23 protein-coding genes and 1 pseudogene are annotated in these 21,369 nt (G+C 66.9%); 13 read left to right on the top strand and 11 right to left on the bottom strand.

What is annotated here, in order from left to right; translation table 11 throughout:
- The first annotated feature begins 4 nt into the window (after positions 1-4).
- Positions 5-634, top strand: a complete 630-nt coding sequence (locus tag BSY239_RS12100) for a hypothetical protein (protein ID WP_069047072.1) — start codon at positions 5-7, stop codon at positions 632-634.
- Entirely contained in the window at positions 631-2,079 is a 1,449-nt protein-coding gene (locus tag BSY239_RS12095; protein ID WP_069047071.1) for a hypothetical protein, read from the top strand. The genes BSY239_RS12100 and BSY239_RS12095 overlap by 4 nt, the downstream gene beginning before the upstream one ends.
- A 27-nt stretch (positions 2,080-2,106) precedes the next feature.
- On the opposite strand, the gene kynA is transcribed toward BSY239_RS12095, so the two are convergent.
- The 7 genes from kynA to BSY239_RS12060 all read right to left on the bottom strand — a co-directional run bounded on the left by kynA (position 2,107) and on the right by BSY239_RS12060 (position 8,367).
- Positions 2,107-2,970, bottom strand: a complete 864-nt coding sequence (gene kynA, locus BSY239_RS12090; RefSeq protein ID WP_069047070.1) for a tryptophan 2,3-dioxygenase — start codon at positions 2,968-2,970, stop codon at positions 2,107-2,109.
- Between the two features lie 2 nt (positions 2,971-2,972).
- Positions 2,973-4,250, bottom strand: coding sequence for a kynureninase (gene kynU, locus BSY239_RS12085; RefSeq protein WP_069047069.1), 1,278 nt, complete (start codon positions 4,248-4,250; stop codon positions 2,973-2,975).
- A complete protein-coding gene (gene kynB / locus BSY239_RS12080; protein WP_069047068.1) occupies positions 4,247-4,876 on the bottom strand; it encodes an arylformamidase in 630 nt (209 codons plus the stop codon). Before kynB ends, kynU begins: the two co-directional genes overlap by 4 nt.
- 92 nt (positions 4,877-4,968) lie before the next feature.
- Positions 4,969-5,283, bottom strand: a complete 315-nt coding sequence (locus BSY239_RS12075) for a YkgJ family cysteine cluster protein (RefSeq protein WP_069047067.1) — start codon at positions 5,281-5,283, stop codon at positions 4,969-4,971.
- Positions 5,280-6,212: a class I SAM-dependent methyltransferase gene (locus BSY239_RS12070; RefSeq protein WP_069047066.1), complete on the bottom strand. Its 933-nt coding sequence runs from the start codon at positions 6,210-6,212 to the stop codon at positions 5,280-5,282. The genes BSY239_RS12075 and BSY239_RS12070 overlap by 4 nt, the downstream gene beginning before the upstream one ends.
- The gene (argF, locus tag BSY239_RS12065; RefSeq protein WP_069047065.1) at positions 6,212-7,159 is read right to left on the bottom strand and encodes an ornithine carbamoyltransferase; all 948 of its coding nucleotides are present in this window, start codon (positions 7,157-7,159) and stop codon (positions 6,212-6,214) included. The genes BSY239_RS12070 and argF overlap by 1 nt, the downstream gene beginning before the upstream one ends.
- Positions 7,156-8,367 (bottom strand): aspartate aminotransferase family protein, encoded by a 1,212-nt coding sequence (locus BSY239_RS12060; protein WP_069047064.1) that lies wholly within the window; start codon positions 8,365-8,367, stop codon positions 7,156-7,158. The genes argF and BSY239_RS12060 overlap by 4 nt, the downstream gene beginning before the upstream one ends.
- Positions 8,368-8,656: 289 nt before the next feature.
- Here BSY239_RS12060 and BSY239_RS12055 point away from each other — a divergent pair, with 289 nt between their 5' ends.
- Positions 8,657-8,977: a DUF3579 domain-containing protein gene (locus BSY239_RS12055; RefSeq protein ID WP_069047063.1), complete on the top strand. Its 321-nt coding sequence runs from the start codon at positions 8,657-8,659 to the stop codon at positions 8,975-8,977.
- A 229-nt stretch (positions 8,978-9,206) separates the two neighbouring features.
- Here the strand turns inward: BSY239_RS12055 and rpsT are convergent, their stop codons facing one another.
- Positions 9,207-9,506, bottom strand: coding sequence for a 30S ribosomal protein S20 (gene rpsT, locus BSY239_RS12050; protein ID WP_069047062.1), 300 nt, complete (start codon positions 9,504-9,506; stop codon positions 9,207-9,209).
- A 117-nt stretch (positions 9,507-9,623) separates the two neighbouring features.
- Between rpsT and murJ the strand changes: the two genes are divergently transcribed.
- From murJ to BSY239_RS12025, 5 genes are all read left to right on the top strand, one after another.
- Entirely contained in the window at positions 9,624-11,183 is a 1,560-nt protein-coding gene (gene murJ / locus BSY239_RS12045; protein ID WP_069047061.1) for a murein biosynthesis integral membrane protein MurJ, read from the top strand.
- Positions 11,184-11,215: 32 nt separating this feature from the next.
- Positions 11,216-12,073 carry a SirB1 family protein gene (locus BSY239_RS12040; protein WP_069047060.1) on the top strand — a complete coding sequence of 286 codons (858 nt, stop codon included), beginning with the start codon at positions 11,216-11,218 and terminating at the stop codon, positions 12,071-12,073.
- Between the two features lie 155 nt (positions 12,074-12,228).
- Complete coding sequence (locus BSY239_RS12035) at positions 12,229-12,621, top strand: PA2779 family protein (RefSeq protein WP_236944059.1); 393 nt, start codon at positions 12,229-12,231, stop codon at positions 12,619-12,621.
- 62 nt (positions 12,622-12,683) lie between these two features.
- Positions 12,684-13,598 (top strand): PA2778 family cysteine peptidase, encoded by a 915-nt coding sequence (locus BSY239_RS12030; protein WP_216637477.1) that lies wholly within the window; start codon positions 12,684-12,686, stop codon positions 13,596-13,598.
- Entirely contained in the window at positions 13,598-14,230 is a 633-nt protein-coding gene (locus BSY239_RS12025; RefSeq protein ID WP_069047058.1) for an NAD-dependent dehydratase, read from the top strand. The genes BSY239_RS12030 and BSY239_RS12025 overlap by 1 nt, the downstream gene beginning before the upstream one ends.
- 4 nt (positions 14,231-14,234) lie before the next feature.
- On the opposite strand, the pseudogene purM reads toward BSY239_RS12025, so the two are convergent.
- A pseudogene (gene purM, locus BSY239_RS12020) lies at positions 14,235-15,254 on the bottom strand (phosphoribosylformylglycinamidine cyclo-ligase); the annotation flags it as partial.
- Between the two features lie 180 nt (positions 15,255-15,434).
- Between purM and BSY239_RS12015 the strand changes: the two are divergent.
- From BSY239_RS12015 to folK, 5 genes are read left to right on the top strand one after another with little or no spacing between them, the layout of a single operon-like run.
- The gene (locus tag BSY239_RS12015; RefSeq protein WP_069047057.1) at positions 15,435-16,532 is read left to right on the top strand and encodes an AI-2E family transporter; all 1,098 of its coding nucleotides are present in this window, start codon (positions 15,435-15,437) and stop codon (positions 16,530-16,532) included.
- Positions 16,533-16,543: 11 nt separating this feature from the next.
- Positions 16,544-17,230, top strand: a complete 687-nt coding sequence (hda, locus tag BSY239_RS12010; RefSeq protein ID WP_069048957.1) for a DnaA regulatory inactivator Hda — start codon at positions 16,544-16,546, stop codon at positions 17,228-17,230.
- Positions 17,227-17,895 (top strand): HAD family hydrolase, encoded by a 669-nt coding sequence (locus BSY239_RS12005; protein ID WP_069047056.1) that lies wholly within the window; start codon positions 17,227-17,229, stop codon positions 17,893-17,895. The genes hda and BSY239_RS12005 overlap by 4 nt, the downstream gene beginning before the upstream one ends.
- Positions 17,892-19,556 carry a polynucleotide adenylyltransferase PcnB gene (pcnB, locus tag BSY239_RS12000; protein WP_069047055.1) on the top strand — a complete coding sequence of 555 codons (1,665 nt, stop codon included), beginning with the start codon at positions 17,892-17,894 and terminating at the stop codon, positions 19,554-19,556. Before BSY239_RS12005 ends, pcnB begins: the two co-directional genes overlap by 4 nt.
- A gap of 11 nt (positions 19,557-19,567) precedes the next feature.
- A complete protein-coding gene (folK, locus tag BSY239_RS11995) occupies positions 19,568-20,035 on the top strand; it encodes a 2-amino-4-hydroxy-6-hydroxymethyldihydropteridine diphosphokinase (RefSeq protein ID WP_236944058.1) in 468 nt (155 codons plus the stop codon).
- On the opposite strand, the gene pdxH is transcribed toward folK, so the two are convergent.
- Both pdxH and BSY239_RS11985 read right to left on the bottom strand, forming a co-directional pair.
- A complete protein-coding gene (gene pdxH / locus BSY239_RS11990) occupies positions 20,032-20,667 on the bottom strand; it encodes a pyridoxamine 5'-phosphate oxidase (protein ID WP_069047053.1) in 636 nt (211 codons plus the stop codon). The genes folK and pdxH overlap by 4 nt on opposite strands.
- A 44-nt stretch (positions 20,668-20,711) precedes the next feature.
- Positions 20,712-21,350 (bottom strand): gamma-glutamylcyclotransferase, encoded by a 639-nt coding sequence (locus BSY239_RS11985; protein ID WP_442905719.1) that lies wholly within the window; start codon positions 21,348-21,350, stop codon positions 20,712-20,714.
- Between the last annotated feature and the right edge of the window lie 19 nt (positions 21,351-21,369).

Raw genomic sequence — 21,369 nt, 5'->3', positions numbered from 1 at the left:
GCCCATGAACCACGCCTTCCTGGCCCGACTCGACGAGCTGCTGTTGCCGCATGGCTTCACTCGTGCCGGTCCGGCGGTGTACCGGCGCGACTGGCGCGGCGGTTTTGACGCCATCGTGCCGATGACGGTGGAGCACCCCGGCGAGACCCAGCTCGATTTTTCGCTCAATATCCGCCAGGACGCTGTCGAACGCCTGCTGGCGCGCCTGGACCCCGCCAGCAGAGGGCCGGGGCTGGACACGCCCACCACCATCACGCACATGGGGGACATCCGGCCACGCGGCATCACGGGCGACCTCCGCCGCCGGCTCCACTCGCCCGAAGCGCTCGTGGCCGCGTTGGACGATTTCGTGGCCTTTTTGCGCGATGCGGGCGCCACGCATTTCAGCCGCCTGCGCGACCCCGTGGCCATGGAGCGGGCGTTCAACGCCGACCCTGCGGCGCCGTGCGTCCACTGCCGCAACGAAGTGCGCCGGGTGCTGCGCGGCGTCACCCTGGCGAGCCTGCACGACCCGGCGGGGCTGGACAGGCTGGTCGATGCCTACCGCGTGCATTGGGTGAAGGCCTGGGACCCGCAGCGCCTGGTGCCAAGGTTCGAAGCGGTGGTGGCTGGTTTGCGCGCGAGGGCACCATGAACGCCATGGCCACCGACCCACCCGCGGGGACCACCGAGAGGGTCTTTGTGCTGGAACGGAGCACCCCGCCGGAGCGCCTGTCCAAGGTCTTCGAATCCCTTGGCTGGCAGACGATCGAGGACCTGCCAGCCCCGGCATCCCAACCAGTCGACGAACGCCTGGTCGGCCAGTGGACGAATCGGCGCGGCGGGCATGCCGAGCTGGTCGATGACGGCTTCATCCTGATCCTGCATGTCGGTGACGCGGAGCAGGCCGAGCTGACCAGCCTGGCGCAACTGCCGGCCTGGACGAGCGAGGCGGTGGCGCAGCGGCTGGCGGCGGTCGATGCGAGGGTGGTCATCGAAGGCATCCGCGCCGCCGCCCTGATGCGCGACCCCGCGCTGTTTGCGCCGCTGGCACACCTGCGTCACCGCGCCGAGGAAGCGATAGGGGTCGAGGCCGTGGCGGCCATGCAGCACCTGTTGCCCGGTCTGTTGAGCGAGGGCAGCCGATGGATGCGCGAAGCCGCAGCGCAGCGGCAGGGCGCGCATCCGCTGTGGAGCGCCTTCGGCCCCGCGTGGTTGCGGCGGCAAATCCTTCGCTGGCTGTTGAATGACAACACGGGCGCCTCGCCGGGTGTGGCATCGGTGCTGCGCGCTGCGCTGGCCGACCCCGACTGGGAGGTGCGCGTGGGCGCCATCATCGGGGTCACACGGTGGCGGGTTCGGCCACTGGCCGGGCTGGTGGAACACTGTGCGCTGCCATCGGTGAGTCGCGATGGGCCGGACGTGCAAGACCGTGCTTTGCTGTGCGAACTGCGGCGGGTGGCTTGCGCCTTGCTGGCGGGCCGGGTGCCGCCTGTGCTGGATGAACATGCCTCGCCAAAGCTGCAGGTGATGGACCGTTTGGCTCAGTGTCTGCAGGTGCCTCTGGCTGCACAGGACGTGACCGACCACATTGCGTTGATGGTGCACGCACTGACCACGCCCGTGCCGTCGGTGCCGCCGCAGCCGTGCGACGGAGCGCCGTCCTTGTCCACGGTGTGGGTGCCGGACGGGCCGGCATTTCGGGGCGATGGTCTGTCCGGGCCCATCGAGCTGCTGCAGGTGGCGGGCTTTCATGTGGCTGTCGATCCGGTCCAGGCAGACACTGGCGCGCGGCTGTTCAGCGCGGCGGCTGTGCAAGCCTGGCTGGATGGCGAGGCGGGGCGGTGGCGCCTGCCCAGCGTGGCGGAATGGTTGGGCACCGTGCGCGGCAACGACGGGCGCCTGTACCCCTGGGGCAACGGGTGGCAGCACGATGCAGCGCAGTGTCCCGGCCCCTGGGGCACCTGGGGCCATGGCGAGCACGCGGAGTGGGCTGTCGATTCCACTGGAGATGTGTGCCGCTGTGGCCCTTTGCCCAGCCAGGTGCAGCCCGCCGATGGGCTCGCGCTGTTGCGCCCTGTGCTGTTGCAACGCGATTGATGATCGCGCAGGGCGGGCAACAGGTGCTCAGAGGTTGGTGCGCAGCCGCCAGATTTCGGGAAACAGCACCACGTCCAGCATCTTGCGCAAATAGCTCACGCCACCGGTGCCACCGGTGCCGCGCTTGAAGCCGATCACACGTTCCACCGTGGTCACGTGGCGGAAGCGCCAGAGGCGGAAGGTGTCTTCGAGGTCGGTGAGCTCTTCGCCGAGCTGGTACAGATCCCAGTGTTCCTTGGGGTTGCGGTACACCTGCAGCCAGGCTTGTTCGACCGCGTCGCTGGCCTCGTAGGGCTGGGTCCAGTCGCGTTGGGTGTGGCTCGTGGGCACGGCAATGCCGCGGCGCGCGAGCAGGCGCAGGGCTTCGTCGTACAGCGACGGGGCTGCGTACGCGGCCTGCACCACGGCCAGCCGCTCGGGGCTGTGGGCATGCGGTTTCAGCATGGCCGCGTTCTTGTTGCCCATGGCGAATTCGATGCAGCGGTACTGGTGGCTCTGGAAGCCGCTGGACTGCGCGAGGTAGGGGCGCAGCGCGCTGTACTCGGGCGGTGTCATGGTGGCGAGCACGTCCCAGGCATGCACGAGTTGCTCCATGATTTTTGAAACACGCGCGAGCATCTTGAACGCGGGTTGCAGTTCGTCGGCCGCGATGTGGCGGATGGCTGCGTGCAGTTCGTGCAGCATGAGCTTCATCCAGAGTTCGCTGGTCTGGTGCTGGATGATGAAGAGCATCTCGTCGTGCGCGGGCGAGAGCGGCTTTTGTGCGCTGAGGATGCTGTCCAGCTGCAGGTAGTCGCCGTAGCTCATGTCGCGGCTGAAGTCGAGCTGCGCGCCTTCCTCGCGCACGATGTCTTCGGGCTTCTGCGGTTCGGAGTGGTTGTGCGGGCACATGGTCAGGTCACCGCGTGTTTCTGGTTGAACTCGTCGCGCCGCCACTCGCCGCTCTCCAGCACCTGTTTCAGGTGTTCGACCGAGTGCCACACGTCTTCGAAGCCGATGTAGAGCGGTGTGAAGCCGAAGCGCAGGATGTCCTTGTGCTGGCCGGAATCGCCCGCGCGGAAGTCGCCGACCACGCCGCGTGCGATGAGGGCCTGCACGATGGCATACGCGCCTTCATCCCGTGTCAAGCAGACCTGCGAGCCGCGTTGTGCATGGTCCAGCGGTGTGGCCAGACCAATGCCGTGGCCCTGGCAGCGTTCGTCCACCAGCGAGATGAAGAGGTCGGTGAGCGCGAGCGACTTGGTGCGCAGCGCGGCCATGCCACCGAGGGCTTCGGCGGCCAGCAGCGTGTCCACGCCGCAGTCGAGCGCGGCCAGGCTGATCATGGGTTGTGTGCCGCATTGGTAGCGCGTGATGCCAGGCGCGGGCTGGTAGTCGGGTGTGAACGCGAAGGGTGTGGCGTGGCCCCACCAGCCGGCGAGCGGTTGCCAGAAGCGGTCGGTGTGGCGGGGGTTCACCCAGACGAAGGCCGGTGCGCCCGGGCCACCGTTGAGGTACTTGTAGCCGCAGCCCACGGCGTAGTCGGCGCCCGCGCCGCTCAGGTCCACCGGCACCGCGCCCGCACTGTGCGCGAGGTCCCAGAGCATCAGCGCGCCGGCGGCGTGGGCGGCGGCGGTCATGGCGGGCATGTCGTGCATGGCGCCGGTGCGGTAGTTCACGTGGGTGAGCATGAGCACAGCGACCTCGGGTGTGAGGGCGGATGCAATCTCGTCGGGCTCGACCAGCACCAGTTCAAATCCGCGCTCCTTGCACAGCGCCTCGGCGATGTAGAGGTCGGTCGGGAAGTTGCTGCGCTCGCTCACGATGCGTTTGCGCTGCGGGTGGTCGGCGGTGCTCAGGTTCAGCGCGGCGGAAAGCACCTTGAAGAGGTTGATGGAGGTGCTGTCGGTGGCCACCACGGTGCCGGGTGCCGCGCCGATCAGGCGTGCGATCTTGTCGCCCACTGTGCCGGGCATGGCGAACCAGCCGTTCTTGTTCCAGCTCTGGATCAGGTCGACTCCCCATTCGCGGGTGACCACGTCGGCCACGCGGGCGGGGGCGCTGCGCGGCATCACGCCGAGCGAGTTGCCGTCGAGGTAAATGGTGCCTTCAGGCAACAGGAACAGGTCGCGCAGGGCGCGCAGCGGGTCTTGCGCATCGAGTGCGCGGCAGTCTTGGAGGGTGGTGGTCATGGGAGTTCCCGGAGGATGGCGCGCACGGGGCTGGCGTCGGCGGTGGTGAGTTTCAGGGGCAGTGCGATCAGCTCGTAGTCGCCCTCGGGCACGTCGTCGAGCAGCAGGTTTTCCAGCACGCGCAGGCCGCGGCGGCGGATGGTCTGGTGGCTGTCCAGCGTCTTGCTGTTGGCCGGGTCGATGCTGGCGCTGTCGATGCCGATCAGCAGCACGCCAAGGTCGGCGAGTTGCTCCACGGTTTCGGGCGCGAAGGCGGGCAGGTCGTTGTCGAAGGCGTCTTGTGGCTGGTGTTCATAGACGCGCAGCAGCACGCGTTGCGGCAGGTCGGTGAGCGCGTGCGCGATGTGCTCTGGCTTCACGAGCGGGCCACAGCCGATGGCGTGGATCACGCGGCAGGGGCCGAGAAAGGCGTCGAGCGAGACCTCGCCGATGGCCGCGCCGTTGGCGTCGTAGTGCAGCGGCGCGTCGGCGTGGGCGCCCACGTGGGGCGAGAGCGTGATGGCGCTCACATTGACCGGGCAGCCCGGGCCGATGGTGGCGGCCCAGGTCTGGGTGTAGGCCGTGTCGCCCGGAAACACCGGGGCATGGGCGTGTATGGGTGGGGAGATGTCCCAGCGTTTTTTCATGGTGCGCTGAAGGTAGCACCGTGAAAAAAACCGTGGTGTCGGTTAATCCCAACAAGCCTCAAAAATGCTTGAGGTTTGAAGTAACTGGATGCTCAGTCCGCGCCGTCGACCGGCGGCATGCCGTGGCGCTGGCGGGCGCGGGTGCAAGCCTGGCTGCCTTCTTCGAACTCGCGGCAGGGCGATGGGCGCCACTCGTAGATGCCGCAGCCGATCTTGACGCCGAGCTGGCCGTTGAGGGCGGCGCAGCGCGGTGGTGAGTGGTCGGTGCCGCGCATGCGCATGGTGTTGTCGGTGACCTCCACCGCCAGACCCGAAGGGACCGAGCCGCCCAGGTCCTGCATCTCGTGCACCGAGAAGTCGACACGGAAGCAGGCGCAGCAGGCGCCGCACAAGGTGCACGCACTCACGGTGTGGTGGCTTTGGCGACGGCAGGCGCCCGGTACAGCAGCACCTTGAGCGAACGCTCGTCCGACACATCGGCGAACACCGCCGGGTTGGCCAGGCGTTCCTCAAATACCAGTTCGGGCGCGGCCTCCTGCATCTGGTCCATCAGGAAAGCCGGGCTGAGCTGTGGCGCATTCAGGCACAGCAGCACGCGGCCTTCGGGTCGCAGCAGATCGGGCAGGCGGCGGATGAGCTTGATGTAGTCCTGGGTGGCGACGAAACTGCCCTTCTGGTGGCTCGGTGGATCGATGATCACCAGGCCGTAGGGGCCGCCGCGCGTGATCTTGCCCCAGGTCTTGAAGATGTCGTGCACGAGAAAACTCGCACCTTCCTTCAGGGCGTTCAAAGGGTGGTTTTGCTGGCCAATGGCCATGGCACCGGCGCTCATGTCCACGTTGACCACCTGCTTCGCGCCGCCTTGCAAGGCCACCACCGAAAACGCGCAGGTGTAGGCGAACAGGTTGAGCACCTTGTGGCCCGCTGCGTGTTCGCGCACCCACTGGCGGCCTTCGGCCATGTCGAGAAAGAGGCCGTGGTTCTGGCCTTTGAGCACGTGCACCAGGTAACGCGCGCCGCGCTCGCTGACCACATGCGGTTCGGGCACGCTGCCTGCCATCAGACGGGTGTTGACCTGGCCTTCGCCGCGGCACTGGAAGACCCAGTTCAAAGCTTCGCCCGGTGCGATCTGGCTCCAGCGTGCTTGCAGCGCTTCACCAATCACGGCAAGGGTGTCGTCGGCCACCGGCTGGAAGCTGGTGAGCAGCCAGACTGGTGGAAACGCGTCCAACGTCCACTGCTCGTTGCCCGGGTGCAGGCCGCCGCGGCCGTGGAAGACCCGGCGCGCGTCGGTGCCGGGTTCGATGCGCGCGATCGCGTCGAGCAGCGCTTGCATCAGGCCAGACGGCCGAGCAGCAGGAATTCCATCAGCGCCTTCTGCGCGTGCATGCGGTTCTCGGCCTCGTCCCACACCACCGACTGCGGGCCGTCGATCACCTCGGCGCTCACCTCTTCGCCGCGGTGCGCGGGCAGGCAGTGCATGAAGAGCGCGTCGGGCTTGGCCTGGCGCATCATGTCCTCGTCCACGCACCAGCGCTTGAAGGCTTCGCGGCGCACCTCGTTTTCGGACTCGAAGCCCATGCTGGTCCACACGTCGGTGGTGACCAGGTCGGCACCGGCGCAGGCTTCGCGCGGGTCCTTGAACACCTTGTAGCAGTCGCGGTTGCTGATGCCGGCGAGCACCGGGTCGACCTCGTAGCCGCTCGGCGTGCTCACGTGCACCGTGAAGCCCAGCAACTCGGCCGCCTGCAGCCAGGTGTTGGCCATGTTGTTGCCATCGCCCACCCAGGCCACCACCTTGCCTTTGATGGCGTCCAGCGGCTGGCCACTGGCGGCGGGCCGGTATTCGACCAGGGTGAAGAGGTCGGCCAGGATCTGGCAGGGATGGAACTCGTTGGTCAGGCCGTTGATCACGGGCACGCGCGAGTGCGCGGCAAACGCTTCGATCTTGCTCTGCTCGTAAGTGCGGATCATCACCAGGTCGACCATGCGGCTGATGACCTTGGCGCTGTCTTCAATGGGTTCGGCGCGGCCGAGCTGGCTGTCGCCGGTGGTCAGGTGCACCACCGAGCCACCCATCTGGTACATGCCGGCCTCAAAGCTCACGCGGGTGCGCGTGCTGGCCTTCTCGAAGATCATGGCCAGCGTGCGGTCGGGGTCGGCGAAGGGCTGGTACTTCTCGAAGGCCTTGAACTTCTTCTTGATGTGGGCGGCGCGCTCCAGCACGTGGGCGCATTCGGCCGCGCTCAGGTCCTTGAACTGCAGGTAGTGGCGAATCGTCATGTCGGGCTCTGCTCGGCAAAGAAGGCGTGGATCAGCGGCAGCAGGATGGCGAGCACCTCGTCGGCCTCGGCAATGGTCATGATGAGCGGCGGCACCAGGCGGATCACGCTGTCGGCGGTGACGCTGATCAGCAGGCCGGCGTCGGCGGCGCGTTGGGTGAGGGCGCCGCAGGGCTGGGTGAGCTCGACGCCGATCATCAGGCCCTGGCCACGGATCTCTTTCAGGCCAGGGTGACCGCCCAGGCTTTTTTCCAGTGCGGCGCGCATGTGTTCACCCACGCGCTCGGCGTTGGCCAGCAGGCCATCTTCCTCAATGATGCGGATGGTTTCCACACCGGCGCGCATGGCCAGCGGGTTGCCGCCGAAGGTGGTGCCGTGGTTGCCCGGCTGGAAGATGTTCGCGGCCTTGGGGCCGGCCACGACCGCGCCGATGGGCACGCCCGAGCCCAGGCCCTTGGCCAGTGGCATCACGTCTGGCAGGATGCCCGCCCACTGGTGGGCGAACCATTTGCCGGTGCGGCCCATGCCGCACTGCACCTCGTCGATCATGAGCAGCCAGTCCTGGGCATCGCACAGGGCGCGCACGTCTTTCAGGTACTGCGCGCGCATCGGGTTCACACCGCCTTCGCCCTGGATGGTTTCGAAGAACACGGCCACCACGTTGGGGTTGCCCACCGTGGCCTTCTTGAGCGCCTCGATGTCGTTGGCCGGCACGCGGATGAAACCCTCCACCAGCGGACCGAAGCCGGCCTGCACCTTGGGGTTGCCGGTGGCCGAGAGCGTGGCGATGCTGCGGCCGTGGAAGGCCTTCTCGTACACCACGATTTCCGGGCGCTCGATGCCCTTGTCGTGGCCGTACTTGCGCGCCAGTTTCAGGGCGGCTTCGTTGGCTTCCAGACCGGTGCTGCAGAAGAACACGTTGGTCAGACCCGAACGCTCCACCAGCATCTGCGCCAGGCGTTCCTGGTCGGGCACGTGGTAGTAGTTGCAGCAATGGATCATCTTGGCCACCTGGTCCTGCAGGGCAGGCACCAGTTTGGGGTGGCCGTGGCCCAGGGTGTTCACCGCGATGCCGGCCAGCGCGTCGATGTACTCCTTGCCGTTGACATCCCACACGCGCACGCCTTTGCCGTGCGACATCGCGATCGGCAGGCGGCCGTAGGTGTTCATCACATGGGGCGAGGCGACGGGATTGAGGGCGGCGTTCATGCGGTGACTCCGGGAAATGGGGGCGCTGAAATGCGCTGGAGAGGCCAAAAAGAAAGCGGCTCAACGAAGGTTGAGCCGTCGAAGCGCGATTTTAGGCGCAGCGCCCGGGCATCATCATTGCTTGTTGGGCATCGCTGAAATGCGCGGCGACCGGGTCTCCGGACCCCGGGTTATCCCTCGTTTCAAGTCTTATATAAGATAGAATACCTGACGCTTCTGCGGTCGAGCGATCCTCGTTGCCGTGGCGGTTTTCTCCTCTGCACGGCCCTCCATCCGAAGGCTTCTCCCGATGGTTTCACCGACAGCCAAACAAGTCTTCATCCAGGGCATCACCCAGAACGGCCGCACCTTCCGGCCGAGCGACTGGGCCGAGCGTCTGGCCGGCGTCATGAGCCCGTTTCGCCCGGGCGGCGCCCAGCCCGGCAGCCACCTGAGCTATTCCCCCTGGTGCGTTCCCAACACCATCAACGGTGTCAAGTGCGTGGTGGTCCATGTGGACCTGCGCGAAGCCGAACCCATGGCCTGGGACTTCTGCATGAATTTTGCGCGGGACAACGATCTGCAGGTGGCCGAGGCTTGTTTGTTGCCCGACCCGCCTCGTTCTTCCTGATTTTTTTCCGGCTGGTTCGGTCATCGGCAGCCGCGGAGCAGAGCGCCGCTCGCTCACGAACCCTCGAGGTTCAGGCACAAAGTCTTCGAAACACGCAGGAAAGTAGAAGCCGGACGCAAAAAAGCCGTCTTTCGACGGCTTTTTTGCTTTTGCTGGCAGCGCACCCGTTTCAAACGGCAGACCCTTTCAGGTCCGGGCTGGTGGTCTGGCGGGGCCAGACCGGTGGGGTTCAGGCAGCGGCTGCTGCGAGGCCCTTGACTTTGGTCGACAGGCGGCTCTTGTCGCGAGCGGCCTTGTTCTTGTGGAAGATGCCCTTGTCGGCAACGATGTCCACCACTTTTTGCATCTTGGCGAACAATTCGGTCGCCTTGTCCTTGTCACCGGCCAGAACGGCTTTTTCCACGTTCTTCACAGCGGTGCGGTACTTGGAACGCAGCGAAGTGTTCGCGGCGTTGATCTTGACGTCCTGGCGTACGCGCTTGCGGCCAGACGCCAGACGGGGGTTCTTTTTCTTCGGCTTGGTTGCCATGGTGTGATTCCTTCAATGTTTGGGGATGATGCCAGCAAAGCCCGCGATTTTAGCACGGGCTGAAACGCCGGCAAGCCTGCTGGCGCTGGCCGGGCAGGGCGTCGCTACACTCGCGCCGTGACCCTGTTCAAATCCGCCTCCCTCGTCTCCCTGCTCACCCTCGCTTCCCGCATCACGGGATTGGTGCGCGAACTGCTCATGGCGGCCACCTTTGGCGCCAGTGCGCTCACCGACGCGTTCAACGTCGCCTTCCGCATCCCCAACCTGCTGCGCCGCCTGTTTGCCGAAGGCGCGTTCAGCCAGGCCTTTGTGCCCGTGCTGGCCGGTGTGCGCGAGAAAGAGGGCGACGACGCCACCCGGGCCATGGTCAACCAGATCGCCACCGTGCTGGCCTGGGCGCTCACCTTCACCTGCGTGCTGGGCGTGCTGGGCGCACCGGTGCTGGTGTGGGCCATGGCCAGCGGCCTGAGCGAAGAGGGGTTCAACGCCGCGGTGTTCATGACGCGCTGGATGTTCCCCTACATCGCCTTCATGTCCTTCGTGGCGCTGTCCGCCGGCGTCCTGAACACCTGGCGGCGCTTTGCCGTGCCGGCGGCCACGCCGGTGCTGCTCAACGTGGCCATGATCGCCGCCGCGTACTGGGGTGCGCCGTGGTTGGCCACGCTGGGCATCGAGCCGATCTTTGCCATGGCGGGCGGCGTGCTGCTCGGGGGGGGCCTGCAACTCGGTGTTCAACTGCCTGCGCTGCGCAAGCTCGGGATGCTGCCCCGCGTGAGCCTGCGCTGGTCGGGCGTGAAGGCTGCCTGGGCCCACCCGGGCACGCGCCGCGTGACCACGCTCATGTTGCCTGCGCTGCTGGGTGTGAGCGTGGCGCAGGTTTCCCTGCTCATCAACACCCAGATCGCGTCTCACCTCGCCACCGGCAGCGTGAGCTGGCTGACCTACGCCGACCGTTTGATGGAGTTCCCCACCGCCATGCTGGGTGTGGCCCTGGGCGTGGTGCTGCTGCCGCAACTGGCCGCAGCCAAGGCGGCCGACGACACCGTGCGGTACAGCGGCTTGCTCGACTGGGGCCTGCGCCTCGTGGTGCTGCTGGCCGTGCCGTGCGCCGTGGCGTTGCTGACGTTTGCTCAGCCGCTGGTGGCCGTGCTGTACCACTACGGTGCTTTCACCGCCGCCGACGTGGGACGCACCGCTTCGGCTCTCATGGGCTACGGCGCCGGCCTCATCGGCCTGATCGCCATCAAGGTGCTCGCGCCCGGCTTTTACGCGCGGCAGGACATCCGCACGCCGGTGAAGATCGCCATCGTCGTGCTCATCCTCACCCAGGTGCTCAACTACCTGCTGGTGCCGCACCTGGCCCACGCCGGGCTGGCGTTGGCCATCGGCATCGGTGCCATGGTCAATGCCTTGTTCCTGCTGATCGGCTTGATGCGGCGCGGCGCCTACAAGCCTTCGCCGGGATGGGCGCGCTTCGGTTTGCAGGTGGTGGCGGCCAGCGCGCTGCTGGCGGTGTTCCTCATGTGGGTGGCCGCGCGCGTGAACTGGCTCGGATTCGAAGGCCAGGCCCTTCAGCGTGTGGGCTTGCTCGCGCTGTGTGTGCTGGGCGGTGTTTTGGTCTATTTTCTTACCCTGCTGGTGGCGGGTTTGAACCTGCGCCAGTTCGTTCGAAAATGACGTAATCTGCGGCATACACGAGCCCGATTGCGATGTCCACCGCCTACGAATTTTCTGCACCCACTCCGCTGGGCTACTTTGCGGCCCTGGTCGGGGAAGAGGACGCGTTCCCCCTGTTCGAGGCGGCAACTTCCATTGCGCAGGACGAGTACCCCGATCTGGACGTTCAGCAGGTGCTGGGCGACGTCGACCAGATGCTCTCTCGCGTGAAGCGGCGCTGCAACTCCGATGCGGGCCCGCTGCAACGCTTGCGCACGCTCAACCAGTTTTTCTTTCGAGACATGGGGTTCGGCGGCAACGTCAACAACTACTACGACCCCGACAACAGCTACATCAACGCAGTGCTGCGCACGCGCCGCGGCATTCCGATCTCGCTTGCGGTGCTGTGGCTGGAGCTCGCGCAAGGGCTGGGCCTGAAGGCGCGCGGCGTCAACTTTCCCGGCCACTTCATGGTCAAGGTGAACCTCCCCAACGGGCAGGTGGTGATCGACCCCTTCACCGGCCAGTCGCTCAGCCGCGAAGACCTCTCCGAACGGCTGGAGCCCTACAAGCGGCGCAATGGTCTGGTGGACGACTTCGATGTGCCGGTGGGCCTGTACCTGCAGGCCGCCACGCCGCGCGACATCGTGGCCCGGCTGCTGCGCAACCTGAAAGAAATTCACCGCACGCAAGAGGACTGGCTGCGACTGATTGCGGTGCAGGATCGACTGCTCATCCTGCTGCCCGACGCGTGGGCCGAGTACCGCGACCGGGGCCTGGCCTGGGCCGAGATGGGCGACCTGCGGCTGGCGGTGAAGGACCTCGAGATCTACGTCGAACACTCCGACGAGACGCTGGACCGCGAAGCCATCGCGCAGCGTGTGCAGGAATTGAGGCGCGCACTCAACTGACGCGTCTGTTCCCTGGCGCACACAACACAGGGCAAAACCGGGTGGTTGTGTGTCGCCTTGTAAAGGCGGTTGACGCGTCGTTCGCGCACCATGAGGATGACGTTCAGGCAGTGACACTTTTGCTGCCGCGACCACCCCACATCGAGACCCACACCATGATGAAAACCCTCAAACGCCTGATTGCCACCGCCCTGATTCCCTGCATGGCCTTTGCTGGCGTACCGCTGACGGCACAAGCTGCCATGGTGTCGACCGAACAGGCCATGGTGACCCCGGCAGGCAACGCCGACCGTGAACACGTGAGCACCTTCCTGAACCGTGCCGACGTGCAGACCGCACTGCAAGCCCAGGGTGTGGACGCCAACGCCGCCATCGAGCGTGTGCAAGCCATGTCCGACGTGGAAGTGGCCCAGCTGGCCGACCGTGTGGACCAGGCCCCCGCCGGTGCCGGCGTGATCGGGATCCTGTTCACCGTGTTCCTGGTGCTGCTGGTCACCGACATCCTGGGCCTGACCTCGGTGTTCCCGTTCACCCGCAGCATTCGATGAAGTCCTGGCGACTTCGCTGTTCGACCCCCGCCCTGGCGGGGGTTGTTCTTTGTGGCCTGCTCTTGACGGGCTGCGCCACGCCGCCGCAGTCGGCCGCGCTGCAGCGCACCTGGCCGGCGCAATTGCCACAGGCCGTGCTGCTGGAGCAGGTGCCGTTTCACCCGCAGGAGGACCTGCTGTGTGGCCCGGCCACGCTGGCCATGGTGGCGCAGTCCGCAGGGGCCAGCGTCACGCCCGAGCAACTCACGCCGCAGGTCTACCTGCCCGGTCGCCAGGGCGCGCTGCAAACCGAGATGCTGGCCGCCACGCGCCGCCAGGGTCTGGTGGCCTACCCGCTGGCGCCCGATCTGCAAACCGTGTTGACCGAGGTCGCCAGCGGCCACCCGGTGCTGGTGCTGCAAAACCTCTCCCTGCCGTTTTCGCCCATGTGGCACTACGCGGTGGTCGTCGGCTACGACCGCGCTGCCCGAGAAGTGGTGCTCCATTCGGGCACCACGGCGCGCCTGGTCATGCCCATGAGCACGTTCGAGAACACCTGGGCGCGTTCGTCACACTGGGCCATGCGCGCGAGCCGACCCGACCAGTTGCCGGTGACGGCCCGGCCCGACGATTGGGCGGTGGCGGTGTCGGCGCTGGAGAGGTCCAGCCCGAAGGCCGCCCTGACGGCCTACGCCACCGGCTTGCAACAATGGCCGCAGCACCGCATCAGCCTGCTGGGTCTGGGCAACACGGCGTATGCGCTCGGCCAACGCGAAGAGGCCGCACAAGCCTTCGAGGCCACCACACGCGCCCACCCCGATTTCGCCGATGCCTGGAACAACCTGGCACAGGTGCGCTTGGAGCTCGGCCAGTTGCCCGCCGCTCAACAGGCGGCCCGCCAGGCGGTGGCGTTGGGCGGTGTGCGTCAGGCAAGCTACCAGAGCTTGCTGCAGAGCATCGACAGCAAGCTCGATACATCGACCCCAGGGACCCGCTGATGAAACAACTCTTGCTGGTGGGCGCCACCGGGCTGGTGGGCGGCCAGGTGCTGCAGCAAGCCCTGGCCGATCCGGCGGTGGACCGCGTGGTCGCCCCCACGCGCCGTTCGCTGGTGCCGCACCCCAAGCTGCTCAACCCGCTGGTGGACTTCGAGCGCTTGCCTGAAGCCGCCGACTGGTGGGCGGTGGACGCGGTCATCTGCACGCTGGGCACCACCATCCGGGTGGCGGGCTCCCAGGCCGCGTTCTACAAGGTTGACCACGACCATCCTCTGACTGTTGCCAGGCTGGCGCGAGGGTACGGCGCGCAGGCTTTTGCCTTCAACTCGGCGTTGGGCGCCGACGTGGGATCGCGTGTGTTCTATTCGCGCACCAAGGGCGAGACCGAGCGCGACCTGCAGGCGGTGGGTTACCCCTCGTTGACGTTTGTGCGCCCTGGTTTGATCGGCGGCCACCGCGATCAGAACCGCCCGGCGGAACAACTGGCCGTGATGGTCTCAGGCTGGGCGGGGCCGCTGCTGCCGCGGCGCTACCGCGTGGTGCCGGCCGAGCGCATTGCACACCACCTGCTGCAGGCGGCCATGGTGGCCGCGCCGGGTGTGCACGTCCTGCCGTCAGAAACCCTGTTGTAGAGCCTCAGGCCACGACCACCGCTGCGCCGTCGCCGCGTTCGGCGATTCGGCCAATCTCGAACACGGTTTCGCCCAGGCCGCGCAACGTGGCAGCGCAGGCCGCAGACTCGGCGGCGTCGATCACGACCACCATGCCGATGCCGTTGTTGAACGTGCGGTTCATCTCGATGTCGTCGATGCCCGCGGTCTTCTGCAACCAGGCGAACAGCTCGGTTTGTGGCCAGCTGCCCTTGACCAGGTGCGCCGCCGTGCCCTCGGGCAGCACGCGCGGGATGTTTTCCAGCAGGCCGCCACCCGTGATGTGGGCCAGAGCCTTGATGGGGTGTGTGGCGAGTGCGGCCAGCACGTTCTTCACGTAGAGCCGGGTGGGCTTCATGATGGCCTGCTTGAAGGGCTGGCCGTCCAGCGTGGCGGGCAGATCAGATCCCGCGCGCTCGATGCACTTGCGCACCAGCGAAAAGCCGTTGGAGTGCACACCGTGCGAGGCCAGGCCGAGCACCACGTCGCCAGGTTTGACGCTCTGGCCGGTGAGGATCTTGGATTTTTCAACCGCGCCCACGCAGAAGCCGGCCAGGTCGTATTCGCCCGCCGGGTACATACCCGGCATTTCGGCGGTTTCACCACCGATGAGTGCGCAGCCGCTGAGTTCGCAGCCCTGGGCAATGCCGCCCACCACGGCCGCAGCCGTGTCCACGTCGAGCTTGCCGCAGGCGAAGTAATCCAGAAAGAACAGCGGCTCGGCACCCTGCACCAGCACATCGTTCACGCTCATGCCCACCAGGTCGATGCCCACCGTGTCGTGCATGTTCCATTCGAAGGCCAGCTTGAGCTTGGTGCCCACGCCATCGGTGCCGCTCACCAGCACCGGCTCCTTGTAGCGCTTGGGCACCTCGAACAGCGCGCCAAATCCGCCAATGCCGGCCAGGACGCCTTCGCGCATGGTTTTTTTGGCCAGCGGCTTGATGCGCTCGACCAGCGCGTCGCCGGCAACGATGTCAACGCCGGCGTCTTTGTACGAAAGGGGGTGGTGGGAGAGGTCATGAGAATGCTGGCCCGGTGGTGGTGGGGAGGGATGGGCGGCGCGGTCGTTGGAGCGGGACGCTGGGCGGGTGGGGGGGCTTTCGGGTACCCTGAGAGTGGCCCGATAGAATTTGCCCCAGATTTTAAGGGGTCGCCCTCGCGGCCTCATCGACCCTCGCGCTCCATGCCACTGACCTCCAACCAGATCCGCGCCTTGCTCTGGGCCCTGATCGCTGTGGTGAGTGCTTTGCTGCTCTCCCTGCTGGCACCGGTGCTCATGCCCTTTCTGCTGGCCGCCGTGCTGGCCTACGCCCTGCACCCGCTGGTGGAGCGGCTGCACGCCCGGCGCGTGCCGCGCTGGCTCGGCGCCGGTCTGGCCATCGCTCTGCTCATGCTGGTGCTGGCCGCCGTCATGCTGCTCATCGTGCCGGTGATCACCAAGCAGGTGCCGCTCTTGCGCGATCAGGTACCGCTGCTGCTGGTTCGCCTGAACGACGCGCTGCTTCCTCTGGCCAACCGCTTCGGCGTCAACCTGCAGGTGGACGTGAGCCAGGTGCGCGAATGGCTGCGCACGCTGATCACCGGCAACGAGAGCGAGCTGATCAACGGCTTGCTGTCGTCGCTGCGCATCGGCGGCAGCGCGCTGGCCGCGGTGGTGGGCAACCTGTTCCTCATGCCCATCGTGGCGTACTACCTGCTGCTGGACTGGACGAACCTCATCACCCGTGCCAAGAACCTGATCCCGCCCCGCTGGCGCGACAGCGTGCAGAGCTTTCTGAACGAGACCGACGAGGTGCTGGGCCAGTACCTGCGCGGGCAACTGCTGGTGATGGCCGTGCTGGCGGTGTTCTACACCGTGGCGCTGGCCCTGATCGGCCTCGACCTTGCGCTGCCCATCGGTGTGTTCACCGGCCTTGCGGTGTTCGTGCCTTACCTCGGTTTTGGTCTTGGGCTGGTGATGGCGCTGTTTGCCGCGCTGCTGCAGTTCCAGACTGTGCTGGGCGTGGCGCTGGTGGGCGGTGTGTACATGCTCGGCCAGGTGGTCGAGAGTCTGTACCTCACGCCGCGCCTGCTCGGTGAGCGCATCGGCCTGCACCCCATCGCTGTCATCTTTGCCTTGCTGGCTTTTGGTCACCTGTTTGGATTCGTGGGCGTGCTGATCGCCCTGCCCGCCAGCGCCGTGCTGCTGGTGGCGATCCGCCGTGCCAAGCGCGGCTACCTGGCCAGCCAGATGTACCTCGGCGATGTTCCGCACGCCAACCGCGGGAACATCGAGCCATGAGCACCGGCCCCATGAAACAGATGGCCCTGGACATTGGTCTGGCGCCCGTGCCCACCCTCGCCAACTTCGTGCCCGCCGGCAACGAGGCCGCGCTGGAGCACCTCAAGCTCTGGACCCACAACCCCTTGCGCTCGCCCGTGCCCACGTTTGTGTGGGGCGAAAGCGGCAGTGGCAAGACGCACCTGTTGCGCGCGGTGCGCGAAAGCCTGCGCGAGCAGGGCAGCCGGGTGGGCTGGATCGATGTGGACACGCTGGACCCGCCCGAGTTCGACGAACACTGGGACGCGGTGCTGCTCGACGACTGCCACCTCTACACAGCCACGCAGCAGGCGGCGGCCTTCAACTGGTTCGTGAACGCACAGAATCCGGCGCACGGCCCGGCGCGCTGGGTGCTGGCCGCGGCCAATTGCCCACCGGCCGACCTGCGCCTGCGCGAAGACCTGCGCACCCGGCTGGGCTGGGGCCACGTGTTCCAGCTGCACGCGCTGGGCGAAACCGAACGCCGTGGCGTGCTGCGCCGCGCCGCCGACGACCGGGGCGTGTTCCTCAGCGACGAGGTGATGGACTTCATGCTGCGCCGTTTCTCGCGCGACCTCTCCAGCCTCATGCTGTTGCTGGACCAGCTCGACGCCTACGCCCTGCGCACCCAGCGCGCCATCACGATCCCCTTGATCAAATCCATGTTGGAAGACGAATGAGACTGGCCCTGTTTGACCTTGACCACACCCTGATCCCGTTCGATTCCGACTACGCCTGGGGCGAATTCACCGTGAAACTGGGCTGGCGCGATGGCGACAGCTTCTCCAAAGCCAACGACGGCTTCTACGCCGACTACAAGGCCGGCACGCTGGACATCCACCGCTATGTGCGCTTTGCCATCGAGGCGGTGCGCGAGCGTGGCCTGAAAACCGCGCGCGAGGCCCACGCGCGTTTCATGGCCGAGGTGGTGCTGCCTTCGCTCAAGGACACTGCGCTGTCGCTGGTGCGCGCCCACCAGGCTGCGGGCGACACGGTGGTGATCGTCACCGCCACCAACGAATTTGTCACGCGCCCGATCGCCAAGGCGTTTGGTGTGGACGAGCTGATCGCCATCGACCTGGCCACCGATGAGCGCGGCGAGCCCACGGGTGAAATCCGGGGCACGCCGTCGTTTCGCGAGGGCAAGGTCGCCCGTGTGGAACAATGGCTGGCCGCGCGTGGCCTGGCATGGGCCGGCGTGCAGCACAGCATCTTCTACAGCGACTCCATGAACGACATGCCGCTGCTGGAAAAAGTGCATGAGCCCGTGGCCACCAACCCGGACGCCCGGCTCCAAGCCATTGCCCAGGAACGGGGCTGGCGCATATTGAACCTATTCGAATGATCAAGAAATTCATTGACAGGCTGCTCGGCAAATCGCCGGCGGCGCCCGCGCGCCGCGCCAGCCCTTTCGGCAAACGCGAAGACGTGCCGGTCTCGGTGCACGGCATTGACCCCAAGCTGGTCGACCAGCGTGCGCTCGACGTGGTGCACACCCTCAAACAAGCCGGTTTCGACGCCTACATCGTGGGCGGCGCGGTGCGCGACCTGCTGCTGGGCCTGCGACCGAAAGACTTCGACGTGGCCACCAGCGCCACGCCCGAGCAGGTCAAGGGCCTGTTCCGCCGCGCTTTCATCATCGGCCGGCGCTTTCGAATCGTGCACGTGATCTACGGCCGCGGCCGTGAACACGAAATGATCGAGGTCTCGACCTTCCGCGCCTACCTGGACAGCGCCGACGCCGAGCAGGTGGCGGGCAACGAGCGCACCAGCAAGGGCGAACTCGCCGGCATGAAACACGCGGTGGACGCCAGCGGGCGCGTGCTGCGCGACAACGTGTGGGGCCCGATCGAGCACGACGCCGCGCGCCGGGACTTCAGCATCAACGCCATGTACTACGACCCCGAGTCGCAGACCGTGGTCGATTTCCACCACGGCATCCGCGACGCGAAAAAGAAGACGCTGCGCATGATCGGTGATGCCGCCACGCGTTACCGCGAAGACCCGGTGCGCATCATCCGCGCCGTGCGTTTTGCGGCCAAGCTCAGTGGCCTGGGATTCACGTTTGATGCCAAGACGCTGGAGCCGCTGGCGTCCTCGCGCAAGCTGCTGCTGGACGTGCCGCAAAGCCGCCTGTTCGACGAAATGCTCAAGCTGCTGCAGACCGGTCACGCGCTGGCCAGCGTGGCGCAGCTCAAGGCCGTGGGCCTGGACACCGGCATCTACCCGCTGCTCGACGTGGTGGTGCAGCGCGCCGACGACGAATTTGTGAAGCTCGCCCTGCAGGACACCGACCGCCGTGTGGGCGAAGGCAAGCCGGTGGCGCCGAGTTTCCTGCTCGCCTGCGTGTTGTGGGCCGACGTGCGCAAGGGATGGAGCCAGCGCCTGAACGCCCGCCCGGGCCAACGCCCGCCGCCCCCGTTCGCGGCCCTGCAGGACGCGGTGGACGAAGCCTTCGATGCGCGCATCGGCGATGTGTCGGGCCGCGGCAAGCTCGGCGCCGACATGCGCGAGATCTGGATGATGCAGCCCCGCTTCGACAAGCGCGTGGGCACCTCTCCGTTCAGCCTGGTGGACCAGGCGCGCTTTCGCGCCGGCTTCGACTTCCTGCGCCTGCGCGCGCAGGTGGGCGAAGTGGAAGAAGAGCTGGCCCATTGGTGGGAAACCTTCAGCATGGCCAGCGACGACATGCGCGAAGACATGGTGGACGCACAGCGCCGCGACAACCTGGCCAAGCCCGGTGCCGGCAAGGCACGGCGCGTGAAGCGCAGCGACGACGACCATCCGGCGAACGCCGGCGCGTCGACCGAAGCACTCGCCCCCGATCCCCGTTTTCGCGCGGTTGATGCCGGTGGAGACGAGCGGGATGACGATCTCGCTGGCGAATCCGATGACGGTGCCGAATCCGCTGCACCCACCGACGGCTCGGCCCCGGCCAAGAAACGCCGCCGTCGCCGCCGCAAACCCGGTGGCACCGCCGCCAGTGGTGAGCCGGGACCGGTCTGACCGCTTGGTCCGTGGACCGTTCTGACGTCACGGCCTTCGTCGCGCTGGGTGCCAACCTGGGCCATGCCGCGCAGGCCCTGCGCGGTGCCTTGGAAGCTTTGAACGAGACGCCCGGCATCCGTGTGGTGCGGGCATCCAGCCTGTACCGCACCGCACCGATCCAGTCCACGGGGCCCGACTACGTCAACGCCGTGGCCGAGGTCTCGACCAGCCTCAACGCAATGGCCCTGCTGGACGCCCTGCAGGCCATCGAACACCATGCAGGCCGCGAACGCCCCTACCGCAACGCGCCGCGCACGCTCGATCTGGACCTGTTGCTGTTTGGCGAGGCGCGCATCGACTCACCGCGTTTGACGGTCCCTCACCCGCGCATGCGGCAGCGCGCGTTTGTATTGGTGCCACTGGCCGAGATTGCGCCGTCGCAGGTCAGCGCCGCGCAGTCCAGCGCGGTAGCCGATCAGGCAATCGAAAAACTCTAGGGCGCCAGGCGCTCGCGCAGCCAGCCACCGTCGGCCTGCGCGGTGTAACGCAGCCGGTCGTGCAGGCGGCTCTTGCGGCCCTGCCAGAACTCCCAGCGCTCCGGCTTGAGGCGGTAGCCACCCCAATGCGGCGGGCGGGGCGGTTGCAGCAGGAACTGCGCGCCGTACTTCGCAGCATTGGTCACCAGCACGGTGCGGCCTTCGATCACCTGGCTTTGCGGGCTGGCCCAGGCGCCGATGCGGCTGTCGAGCGGGCGGCTGTGGAAGTATTCGTCGCTCTCGGCATCGCTCACCTTTTCCACCACGCCTTCGATGCGCACCACACGCTCGAGCTCCACCCAGTGGAACTGGAGTGCTGCGAACGGGTTGCCGGCGAGTTCCTGGCCCTTGCGGCTGGCGTAGTTGGTGTACCAGACGATGCCGCGCTCGTCATAGCCCTTGATCAGCACCACGCGGGTGCTGGGCCGCAGGTCTGAGCCCACCGTGGCCACGGTCATGGCGTTGGGCTCGGGCACCTCGCTGCTGATGGCTTCTTCCAGCCATTTCGAGAACTGCATGAGGGGGTTGGCGTTGGAGGCGGACTCGCTGAGTTCGGCCTTCTCATAGCTCTTGCGCAGGTCGGCGATGTTCATGATTTCAGTATAGGAGTGGGGCACTTGCCTGGTCTTGCGGCAGGTCAATCCGTGCCGTCGACCAGTTGCAGCAGCTTGCCCAGCGCGCGGTCGTGGATGCCGTGGTGCAGCAGGCCGTGGAAGGTCTGGCGCGCGTAGTCGAGTGTGGTGCCGTAGCGCCCGCAGGATCGGCTGAAGATGTCGCGGTAACGCTCCTCGCTCAGCGTGCCGGTGTGGCTGGGGCTGCGGCGCGACAGCGTGAACGCCAGTGCATGCACGGGGCCCCGGTCGGTCTGGCAGGTCAGCCATTTGGGATCGTAGACCGGGTTGGGCATTTCGCGCGCCCACAGCAGCGGCATCAGCGTTTCCACCTCGTCGTGCGGCACCCGCAGCGCGAGACCCGTGCAGCTGCCGCCGGGCATGAGCGCGAACACGAGCCCGGGGCATTCGAAGGTGCCCCGGTTGACGCGGCTCCACATCTCGAGACAGCGGTGGTGGCCATGCACGCGCGCCAGGCGCTGCTCGGCGGCCGTGAACTCGGGGCGCCACACCAGCGAGGCGTAGGCGAACACCCAGAGGTCGGGGCGTGGGCCAAGGGACCTCCACTGCGCCAGCGTGTCGGCCATCATCTGCACGCCGTTGCGCTGGGCCGGGTCCCAGGTGGTGGGGCGCACGGTGCGGGGCGGTCTGGAGGAGGGGGCCATTTACAATCCCGCAGCGCCC

It is taken from the genome of Hydrogenophaga sp. RAC07 (assembly GCF_001713375.1).
In the GTDB taxonomy this organism is placed as follows: Bacteria; Pseudomonadota; Gammaproteobacteria; order Burkholderiales; family Burkholderiaceae_C; genus Hydrogenophaga.
The sequence above is the reverse complement of the archived record's forward strand: the minus strand, read 5'-3'. Positions and strand labels throughout refer to the sequence as shown.